8 protein-coding genes are annotated in these 10,190 nt (G+C 36.8%); 5 read left to right on the forward strand and 3 right to left on the reverse strand.

All coding sequences use genetic code 11. The annotated features are described in order from the left end of the window. Positions 1 to 7: 7 nt before the first annotated feature. Genes ABXG98_RS18585 through ABXG98_RS18595 form a run of 3 tightly spaced genes read right to left on the reverse strand, consistent with a single transcriptional unit; the run spans position 8 to position 3,598 of the window. Positions 8 to 1,132, reverse strand: coding sequence for a glycosyltransferase (locus ABXG98_RS18585; RefSeq protein ID WP_353540207.1), 1,125 nt, complete (start codon positions 1,130 to 1,132; stop codon positions 8 to 10). Then, entirely contained in the window at positions 1,133 to 2,191 is a 1,059-nt protein-coding gene (locus tag ABXG98_RS18590) for a glycosyltransferase family 4 protein (RefSeq protein WP_353540208.1), read from the reverse strand. A 3-nt stretch (positions 2,192 to 2,194) separates the two neighbouring features. After that, on the reverse strand, positions 2,195 to 3,598 hold the full coding sequence (locus ABXG98_RS18595) for a TIGR03013 family XrtA/PEP-CTERM system glycosyltransferase (RefSeq protein WP_353540209.1): 1,404 nt from the start codon (positions 3,596 to 3,598) through the stop codon (positions 2,195 to 2,197). A gap of 298 nt (positions 3,599 to 3,896) precedes the next feature. Between ABXG98_RS18595 and ABXG98_RS18600 the strand changes: the two genes are divergently transcribed. The 5 genes from ABXG98_RS18600 (at position 3,897) to ABXG98_RS18620 (ending at position 10,154) form a co-directional block, all read left to right on the forward strand. Next, positions 3,897 to 4,532: an XrtA/PEP-CTERM system exopolysaccharide export protein gene (locus tag ABXG98_RS18600; protein ID WP_353540210.1), complete on the forward strand. Its 636-nt coding sequence runs from the start codon at positions 3,897 to 3,899 to the stop codon at positions 4,530 to 4,532. A gap of 502 nt (positions 4,533 to 5,034) precedes the next feature. Next, complete coding sequence (locus tag ABXG98_RS18605; protein ID WP_353540211.1) at positions 5,035 to 6,624, forward strand: XrtA system polysaccharide chain length determinant; 1,590 nt, start codon at positions 5,035 to 5,037, stop codon at positions 6,622 to 6,624. A gap of 3 nt (positions 6,625 to 6,627) precedes the next feature. Further along, a complete protein-coding gene (locus tag ABXG98_RS18610) occupies positions 6,628 to 7,518 on the forward strand; it encodes an XrtA-associated tyrosine autokinase (RefSeq protein ID WP_353540212.1) in 891 nt (296 codons plus the stop codon). After that, entirely contained in the window at positions 7,481 to 9,094 is a 1,614-nt protein-coding gene (locus ABXG98_RS18615; RefSeq protein ID WP_353540213.1) for a TIGR03016 family PEP-CTERM system-associated outer membrane protein, read from the forward strand. The genes ABXG98_RS18610 and ABXG98_RS18615 overlap by 38 nt, the downstream gene beginning before the upstream one ends. A gap of 1 nt (position 9,095) precedes the next feature. Then, positions 9,096 to 10,154, forward strand: a complete 1,059-nt coding sequence (locus ABXG98_RS18620) for an XrtA/PEP-CTERM system-associated ATPase (protein WP_353540214.1) — start codon at positions 9,096 to 9,098, stop codon at positions 10,152 to 10,154. The last annotated feature ends 36 nt before the right edge of the window (positions 10,155 to 10,190 follow it).

A 10,190-nucleotide genomic window follows, 5' to 3' on the forward strand; every position in this document is an offset into this window, starting at 1 on the left:
TTATAAATTAACGATGAAATATAAACGAACTTAATTGATGCACATTAGCGTCCCATGTATAGGTTTTTATTGATTCTCTTATAGTTTGTGCATTCCATTGAGTAAACAAACACTTTTCTATACCTTTTACAATATCAGCTTCATTATAATGGTTTATTAACACCCCATTGTTGTCATTAACAACTTCCGGAATACCACCAACTTTTGTAGCAACAACCGGAACACCACAAGCTAACGCTTCCATAATAACATTAGGTACACCTTCTTGATAACTTGGTAAAATAAGTGCGTGACACTTTTGCAATAAATCGACAACTTGGTGATGATTCACCGTTCCGTGTATGGTTAAATTCTGCTGTAAATTATTAGATGTAATAATTGCTTTTATATTGTCAATTTCGGGGCCATTACCAACCATGTGAAGATGAAATTCCTTTCCAGATTTAACCATGATTTTAGCGGCATTTAATAATTCATACACCCCTTTAGTTTTAATAATATTACCAATAAAAATTAGTGATGTTTCATTAAACTTTTCATCTGGTAGGGTAAACTTATTAAAATTAACGCCATTGTAAATCGTTTTGACATTAGCCTTTATACTTATTTTCTCCACTTCATCCTGCAAAGCTTTACTAACAGTTATAACTCCGTCAGACAAATCAAAGCTTTTTTTCAGTAGCTTTCTTCTAAAAACATTTTTGCTATGCACGTTTACATCACTACCTAAACATTGAATATATAAACGGTATTTACAAACAATTTTTAACCACGCACAAGCCAGCCCATCAGGAAAAGCCCAACTAGCAAGTACCGTTTTTGCTTTCAGTAATTTTATGATTGGTACAATAGAAATAATAATTGAAAACACTAAAAAAAAACTATTCAACCCCCTAAAAACTCCAGGGATATAAAAAAAAGGAAAATAGCAAACATGCTTATAGTCATGATTACCAATTAACATACCAATATTTTTGAACCATGCTAACCAAGGGACGGGAACTAAAAAATCTACATTGTGTTTATCTGTCAAACACTGATACTGTTGAAAATTAAAGGTGGCTTTATTAGGTTGCCATGGCAAAGGGTATATACTAGTAAACAAAAGTATGTTGTTTTTATGATTATTCATTTAGCCTGCGTACACTTTATTATAGTCATGGTAAATTAATGATATTGCATAATTTTCATCTATATATTTTTTGGCTAAGCTTCCAAACTTATAGATTACTTGAGGTGAGGACACAATATTTTCAAGTATTTTTTGTAAGCCCTCTGTATCTTTAACGTTATATAACCAACCATTTTTTTCATGTGAAATAACTTCAGGAATAGCACCAACGTTAGTTGAAATAACTGGTAAGCCATACCCCATGGCTTCAAGAATAGACATAGGAAGACCTTCAGTATCTGAACACATGACTAAAATATCAAAAACGCTATAAATATCACTTTCATTAATAACATTCCCATGAAATTCAATTTTCATTCCGTCATTTTGTAATTTACTTGCGATTTGTTGAAGGTTATTCTTTTCGCTACCATCGCCAAAAATTTGAATTGAAAATTGCTCGGAATCATTTTTTGACAATTGTGATAGCGCCTTAAATAACATTGGAATATTTTTAAGTGGTATAAGCCGACTAACTACCCCTAATCTTATACCTTTTTCGCTATCATTACCCTTTACACACTTTACAACATTAACGCCATTCTTGATCAACGTTATTGGACCTGTTTTCCAATCATAACGTTTCTCAACACTCTTTTTCGCTGATTCTGAAACAGCAACCACTGCGTTAAGATAAAGCAACGCGGCTTTATGTGATAGTTTTATCAATTTTTGAGGAGGATCTACTTCCCCATGGATTGTATAAATAACCTTCTTCAATAACATAATAGGGAATATTGGCAAGAGAGCACGAATAACCGCGGGGGAATGAATGTGAATTATTTCAATATTTAAAAAAATTCTAACAAACTGAACCAAACGAGATAAAATCCCACCGGCTAGATTATGCACTTCAATTCCATGCTGTTGGATAATAGGCTGAAAATCATCGCTGGGCTTACCAAAACTGACGATAACAACATTGTTGCCTTTTTTTAATTGTTCAATTGAAATGTTTTTAACAAATTTTTCTGCCCCTCCAACATTCAAACTACTAACTATATGAGCAATCCTTTCCATTTATTACCTACCTTTCCCAAACAACACAATTTCCACCGTTCTTACTAAAATAAGTAAATCCAACATAAAACTACGGTGTTTGATGTAATAAAGATCGTACTTCAGCTTTTCTAACGAATCATCTTCTGTTGCACCATAGGGATATTTTAATTGCGCCCAGCCGGTCAGGCCTGGTTTAACGTTATGACGCTCATTATAATAAGGGATGTTTTTAATTAAATTTTGTACAAATTGTGGGCGCTCGGGTCTGGGACCAACAAAGCCCATGTCACCGCGCATAACATTATATATTTGTGGTAATTCATCAATTCTATATTTACGTAAAATATTACCAATTTTAGTGATGCGTGGGTCATTTTCAGATGCCATTTGCGCGCCTAATTTTTCAGCATCAAGGCGCATACTTCGAAATTTATAGATGTTAAAGGGCTCGCCATCTAAGCCAACTCGCTCTTGTAGGTAAAAAACTGGTGCTGACATACCTTCGTCTAATTTTATCAATATGGCTGTAATAAGCATGATTGGCCATGTAACAGAAAATAAAACCAGTGCCATGGTGGCGTTGAAGATCCTATCAAGCGTGTTACGAAGATAATTCACCGAGGCAAAACCATTAGAGTAGATAACCCAACTTGGATAAATTAGGTTTACCGCAATTTGTCCTGTTTCACGTTCTATAAAATCTAAAATTTCAGTAATTTCAATGCCACGGATTTTACAAGCAAACAACTCGTCTACTGGAATGTTGTTGCGACGCTCATCACTGGCTACTACTATTTCGTCGATGTGGTGTTTTAACGCGTAATTAACCAGAGAGCCCTCTAGCATTATGCGTGTTTCCTGTTTAATGCCGTCTTCAGCATCACCATCCATAATAATGTAACCATGTACACAGAAGTTTTGCCTGTCTACATCTCGTCTCATGCGTCTTTCTATAATTGCGGCTCTCTCTCCAGCGCCAAGTACTAAGATAAGTTGTTTGTTATAACCAAAAAAATCAATTTTAAAGGTTAAATACCGAAATAAGCTTACAAGAATAAAACTAACTAACGATGCCAGTGCTAATATTTCAATAGGTAGAGCGTATTGACCATAGAAGGGGTTAAGTATGGTAACAATGAAAAAAGCAACCGCTACACACATCAATAACCGACGAAGAACACCACGAAAATTAACCCTTAATTTAGAGTTATATAAACCTAAAGCTAACGAGGTGAGCTGGTTCATTAAGGCAAACACCAGTACGTAAATAACTAAATAATTGTCTGGAATAGTGGTTATATCGACAAAAGAAGCAAAATTATTGCCATAAAGGGTTAAAGGCAATGCCCCAGCAAAAAGTAAAAACTCAATGATGATTAGTGACTTACTCGCGATAGATAAATCTCGGAACTTGGGGCTAGACATATGAGACTAGTTTCCTTAGTAAATTATACACTTGTCGGAATAAATTCCGCCCTACAGGCATAATAGAACAATGCATATTATTAATCTTGAAATTAAACAACAACTACCACATTAGACTAACATGCCCGTTCTAACTGATTATTTTAAAATGCTATAAACAAAGCGAAGAGCTGATTCTATCAAATATATACTTAAAGTTAACGCTTTATTTGGGGTTGTTAAAACATGTGCATCTTTCAATAAAATACCATACAATCAATAGATAAATTAAAGTTTTTTTAATGCAAAGGTATGAATCATGGAAAAACACATTACCAAAACACTAAAAGTAATAGTTGCTTTACTGTTATCGCAAATTATCGCTGCTTGCTCAAATAATCACTTACCTTCTGCGACACTTCACTCTTCTAATACTACAGATATTGGCTCATACAAATACCTTATTGGTGCTGGTGATGTGCTCAATATTTTTGTTTGGCGTAATCCTGAAGTTTCAGGCTCATTTGTTGTTCGTCCTGATGGCATGATCACCACATCGCTTGTTGAAGATATAGCCGTTGCCGGAAAAACCCCTACAGAATTGGCCCGTTCAATTGAAGAGATACTTGGAACCTACTTGAGAGATCCTATTGTTACCGTTACTGTGAATCAATTTGTAGGTCCCTTTAGTGAACAAATTAGAGTTATTGGTGAGGCCGCCGAGCCGCAAGCAATCAATTATACTCAGCACATGACCCTGCTTGATGTGATGATAAGAGTGGGTGGTTTAACTGAGTTTGCTGACGGTGATGATGCTGTTTTAGTGAGAATAGAAAATGGTGTTCAAAAACAATATGATATTCTGATTGATGAGTTGTTAAAAGATGGTGAGATCAGTGCAAACGTTGATATGCTTCCAGGGGATATTATTATAATTCCAGAAGCGTGGTTTTAAATACTTGTAGGTTAGCATTTTCTGACATGGTGTAGGGAATTAGAGCCTGACAATAGCGCAATAAATTACGCCCTACATGAGATGTGACTTAATGTAGGTTAGAATTCATTCTGACATGGTGCAGGGAATAAGAGCCTGACAATGGCGCAATAAATTACGCCCTACATGAGATGTGTTTCAATGTAGGTTAGAATTCATTCTGACATGGTGCAGGGAATTAGTGCCTGACAATAGCGCAATAAATTACGCCCTACATGAGATGTGACTTAATGTAGGTTAGAATTCATTCTGACATGGTGCAGGGAATAAGAGCCTGACAATGGCGCAATAAATTACGCCCTACATGGGATTGGTGCAATGAATTACACCCTACATTGGTTGGTGCTACAAGGTTTGTGCTTCAATGTAGGTTAGAATTTATTCAGACATTGGTGCAATGAATTACACCCTACAAAATAAATAACACGTTACAAAGAATATAAATTTAAGGTTAACATTACGAATGCAAGAGTTATTTGATGATCTGTTAGATTATTTAAAAGGAATTTGGATTAAGCGAAGATATATTATTATATCTACTTGGTTAATCTGCCCTATCGGCTGGGGTGTTGTGTCAATGATGCCGGATGTTTATGAGTCTGAAGCGAGAATATATGCTGACACGCAATCAATTTTAGCCCCTTTGCTTAAAGGGCTAACGGTTCAAACTAATCCTGATGTACAAATCAACTTAATGATTAAAACATTATTAAGTCGTCCTAATTTAGAACGTATCTCAAGAATGACGGACTTAGACATTCAAGCTGAAAACCCTCAGCAGTATGAAGAAATCATTGAACGACTGAAAAAAGATATTAAGATTATCAAAACCCGTGGCCGAGATAACATCTTTACTATCTCTTTTGAAGATAAAAATCCTGAAATGGCAAAAAACGTTGTGCAATCATCTTTAACTGTATTTATTGAAAATACCCTAGGTGAAAACCGCACTGATGCTGATTCAGCACAAAAGTTTTTAAAGAACCAAATTGCCGAATATGAAAACAGGCTAGCTAGCTCTGAAGCTCGGTTAACCGATTTTAAGCAAAAATATAGTAATATGCTGCCAGACCAATACGGCGGTTATTACAACAAACTCAATATTGCCAAAGAACAATTAGCAATAATGGAACTCACTTTAAAAGAATATCAAACGCAACTTAAATCTGCTAAAGAACAACTGAGTACCGCGCCAACCGAAGCTAACAATGAGCAAGGTAATATACAAACCTCAAGCTCTATCAGAACCAGTTATGACGACCGTATCACTGAATTAGAGCTTATTTTAGATTCACTACAATTAAAGTATACTGATAAACACCCAGATGTTGTTGAGGCAACTAAACGTTTAACGCATTTATCAAAGCAGCGTAAAAAAGAAATTGATGACTACCTAAACACTACTAGTAGTAGCGATGGTAGTACCTTGATCACTAGCCAAAACCCCGTAATACAGCAACTTCAAATTCAAGTGAATGAATATGAAAACCAAGTAGCATCAATAAAGGTAAGAGTTGATGATCAGCGCGCTAAAGTGAAAGAGCTTGAAAATAAAATTCATGTTTTGCCAGAAATTGAAGCTGAACTTGTGGCTTTAAACAGGGGCTATGAAATTACCAAAAATAAATATGAAGAGCTGTTAAGCCGTCAAGAAACCGCGCAACTTGCACAAAATGCTGATGAAACCACTAATAAAATACAGTTCAAAGTTATAGACCCGCCTAGAGCTGCAACTGCACCATCAGGCCCTAAACGAATTTTACTATTTATGGTGGTCACTGTTGTCGGTTTTGCTGCGGGTATCGGGCTATCGTTGTTGTTCAGTCAATTATCACCCGTGGCCACTTCTACAGCGCAACTCTCTAAAGCTACTGGTGTGCCTGTTTTCGGGGTAGTGTCAGCAAATACCAACTTAGGCTTACAAAAATGGCATAGAAACAAAACCATCATTTTTATTATCTCTAATTTGGTATTACTCGTTATTTTGGTTATGTTTATGAGTTACTTTTTATTTCCTGATGCCATTCAAGCACCTTTGAAAAGGATACTTTAAGCCGTGAGTACAATTGAAAAGGCGTTAGCCAAACAAAAACAAGCAAAGCTAGATGAAAACAAGGTAACCACTACGCCGGTTGATACATCCAATCAGAGTGACTGTGAGCCTAGGGCTAAAACAACTGAACCCGCTGTTCAGCCATCAGAGCAAAATAAAGAAACCATTGTATTAAATGGCGAACACTTAACCGAACGAGGTTTTATTTATAGCCCTGATAGCGCTCATCATATCCAAGAAGAGTTTAGACATATAAAACGTAAGTTACTAAATAATGCGTTTGGTCCAGCTGCAAAAACGTTGAAACACAGCAACCTTATTATGGTGAGCAGCTCTAACCCAAACGAAGGTAAAACATTTATTTCTATAAACCTAGCGTTAAGTATCGCTCTTGAGCAAGATAAAACCGTATTGCTGGTAGATGCTGACGTATTGAGGCCAAGCTTACACCGTGAATTAGAGTTTGAAAGCCGGCAAGGGTTACTTGAGTATTTGCTTGACGAAGTGACCACTTTGTCTGACGTGATTTATAATACAAGTGTTGCTAATTTAAAGTTAATACCTGCAGGAAGACCTCACCGTTTAACAAATGAATTATTAGCTAGTACCAAAATGGCCGCTTTAGCTGAAGAGCTAGCCCAACGTTATCCCGACAGAATAGTAATATTTGATTGTCCTCCCATTTTGGGTGTAACTGAGACACCTGTTCTGTCAAGCCTTGTTGGTCAGGCAGTTATTGTGGTGGAAGAGTCTAAAACAAAAGTCAATAATGTAAAAAAAGCGGTTTCCCAGCTTGATGAAGATATTGCTATCGGCTTTGTTATGAACAAAACCGTACGCTCTAAAAAGGATGAGTATGGCTATTACGGCTATGGCTATGGTAAGAAAAATTAACCCATTGCGCTCAGCAAATGTTGCAGCGTTATTATCTTGGTTTGTTATTTCATCTTCGACACTTGCCGGAGAGTGGCAGTTTGCTCCAAGCTTGGCATTAGAAGCAACCCATACTGATAACGTAGAATTAATCATTATCGACCCTATCTCTAGCCTTGTTTCACAAGTAAATGCCGGATTGACTTCTGAGTATCAGTCTCAGTTTATACACTTTGAGTTTTCGGGAGAAACCAGTAATGTATTTTATAGTCATGATCACGACTTAGATGATGATTTTCTCACCCTAGATACTGCTGCAATATACGCCTTGGGTGATAGTGGTTTACAACTTGTGGCTAGCGGTAAAATCGAGAATATTAGTCGCAACTCGGCTAAAAACAGCCTTGCAGATTTAGTGTCAGGAGATACGATACAATCTGAAAGGTATGTTTCTGGGCTACGCTATATGATTAATAACAATGCTTTTTCTGTTAGCGCTTCTCTGCTCTACAACACGAATAAGGTGGAAGATTCTATTGGCGAGTACGACGGTGTGGTTGGTATATTGTCAACAGAGAATACTAATAATGCGCGTCATGTTTTTTGGCAAGCTTCGTCAAGTTTTTTCGACAGAAGCAGTGATGATTTTGGTGAAAAACGAACGGGCGAACAATTCAGAATTGAAGCTCTACTAGGGGCAATAACTGCATTTGGATTTAATCCTTTTATTCGTTATTACGATGAAGATTTTTCTGGTAATTTTGCTAATCAAAATCAAGAAACGACCTCTTCGTGGGGCCCAGGTATTCGTTGGCTTGCTTCGCCACATTTGAAAATAGATGTTTCATACAACTATGTAGCAGATGAAACTGTTAGTGACAATTACGTTTCTTCTTCAATACAGTGGGAGCCATCAGCGAGAACCTCTTTTACGGCAGGGTATAGCAAACGTTTTTTTGGTGATTCCTATCTGCTTGACCTACAGCACAAAACAAAGCGTTTAACTAATGCTATTACCTACGATGAAAGCATAGAGGTATTTGATCGATACAATTATCAACAGGTTGATATTGGCACCTTCTGGTGCCCTGCTGGTAGCGACAACATCAGTATTTTACAGTGTGCTTTGCAAGCTGAACAGCCTGTTGAGGGCGATTATGAATTACGTCGATTATCACAATTAGAGCCGATACAAAGCAATGAATTCTCATTGAACAAGCAGTTTTCTTGGCGCTCAACTCTAACATTACCCAGAACATCATTTATCATAAACGCTAATGCCTCTAGGCGTGAAAAGCTTGAAACTGACGTTATCGACGATACTTTAACCTCTTCTCTAACCATTACGCGTAAAATTAGTGGTAAAAGTAACCTGACTCTATTAGCTCAGTTTGATTACCTTATTTTTGATAAGAATAATCCTGAAGGCATTAGGCAAGAGGATTATTACAGAACCGTTTCTGCAACTTACACAAAAGACTTAGCTTCATCGTTATCTACTGACTTTACAGTTCAACATGTTAATCGAGACTCTACAGTTGAGCTGTATAGCTACGATGAAGTTCGCGCAATTATTAACGTAAAAAAAGAATTTTAACATGTATGAAAGTTACTATGGTTTTTCAGAAAAACCATTTCAATTAAGCCCAGATCCACGGTTTTTCTTTGCTACCAGTCATCATCAACGTGCTTTATCCTATTTGCAATACGGCTTAGATCAAGGTGAAGGGTTTATTGTTATTACTGGGCCTATTGGCACAGGAAAAACCACAATAGCACGTAATTTATTATCATCTATTGGCGACGACAACATAGTTGCAGCTCAATTAGTTACCACCAAGTTATCCCCTGATGAACTGCTTGAATTAGTTGCAGCTGAGTTTAAAGTCCCGCTTAATGGTAACAGCAAAGCTGAGGTACTTCGAAGTATAGAGGCTTTTTTAATTCAACTTCACCAGCAAGGAAAACGTGCATTACTGCTTGTTGATGAGGCACAAAATTTACCTGCTGAAACAGTGGAAGAGCTGAGAATGCTCTCCAATTTTCAACTTGATGACAAACCCTTGATTCAGAGTTTTTTACTGGGACAAGAAGAGCTTAAAGATATAATTCAAGCGCCTAATATGGAACAGTTTAGGCAGCGGATTATTGCGTCAGCGCATTTAAAGCCGCTAAGCCTAGCTGAGGTTAAAGATTATATAAATCATCGCTTACAGCAAGCAGGTTGTGAGAGGGATGAGCTGTTCTCTGATGATGCTATTGCCGCAATCCATGAAAAGACTTTAGGTGTGCCACGTAAAATTAACATTTTTGTTGATCGCTTATTGCTGTTTGGCTTTTTAGAAGAGTTAACTAACTTTGATGTTGATGCTATTAATGACGTTGCCGAGGAAATGTCAGTTGAGTTAACAGGCTCATTAAGCTCTCAGGCGCTTAAAAATAACCAAAACAACGGTGAGTCTGTTAATCAGCAAGTGGTGGTAAATTCGTCTGAAAACGTTGAAAATATTAAAGAAGTTTTAAGAGAAATAGAAGAAATTCTTGATGGCTCGATAAAGCAAAAAATTAAAATGACCCGTTATGTTGATAAACTGCTAAAACAGAAGAATAGAGAATATGCAGCAGAACAACTAAAGCAAGATAATGTGTCAGAATAAATTCTAACCTACATAGAACCACAAACCTTGGAGATT

This window comes from Colwellia sp. KU-HH00111 (assembly GCF_040362745.1).
In the GTDB taxonomy this organism is placed as follows: Bacteria; Pseudomonadota; Gammaproteobacteria; order Enterobacterales; family Alteromonadaceae; genus Colwellia.

Bases quoted from the DNA above. Each gene is read 5' to 3' on its own strand.
- ABXG98_RS18585 (WP_353540207.1), bottom strand. From the start codon at position 1,132: ATGAATAATCATAAAAACAACATACTTTTGTTTACTAGTATATACCCT.
- ABXG98_RS18590 (WP_353540208.1), bottom strand. From the start codon at position 2,191: ATGGAAAGGATTGCTCATATAGTTAGTAGTTTGAATGTTGGAGGGGCA.
- ABXG98_RS18595 (WP_353540209.1), bottom strand. From the start codon at position 3,598: ATGTCTAGCCCCAAGTTCCGAGATTTATCTATCGCGAGTAAGTCACTA.
- ABXG98_RS18600 (WP_353540210.1), top strand. From the start codon at position 3,897: ATGGAAAAACACATTACCAAAACACTAAAAGTAATAGTTGCTTTACTG.
- ABXG98_RS18605 (WP_353540211.1), top strand. From the start codon at position 5,035: ATGCAAGAGTTATTTGATGATCTGTTAGATTATTTAAAAGGAATTTGG.
- ABXG98_RS18615 (WP_353540213.1), top strand. From the start codon at position 7,481: ATGGCTATTACGGCTATGGCTATGGTAAGAAAAATTAACCCATTGCGC.
- ABXG98_RS18620 (WP_353540214.1), top strand. From the start codon at position 9,096: ATGTATGAAAGTTACTATGGTTTTTCAGAAAAACCATTTCAATTAAGC.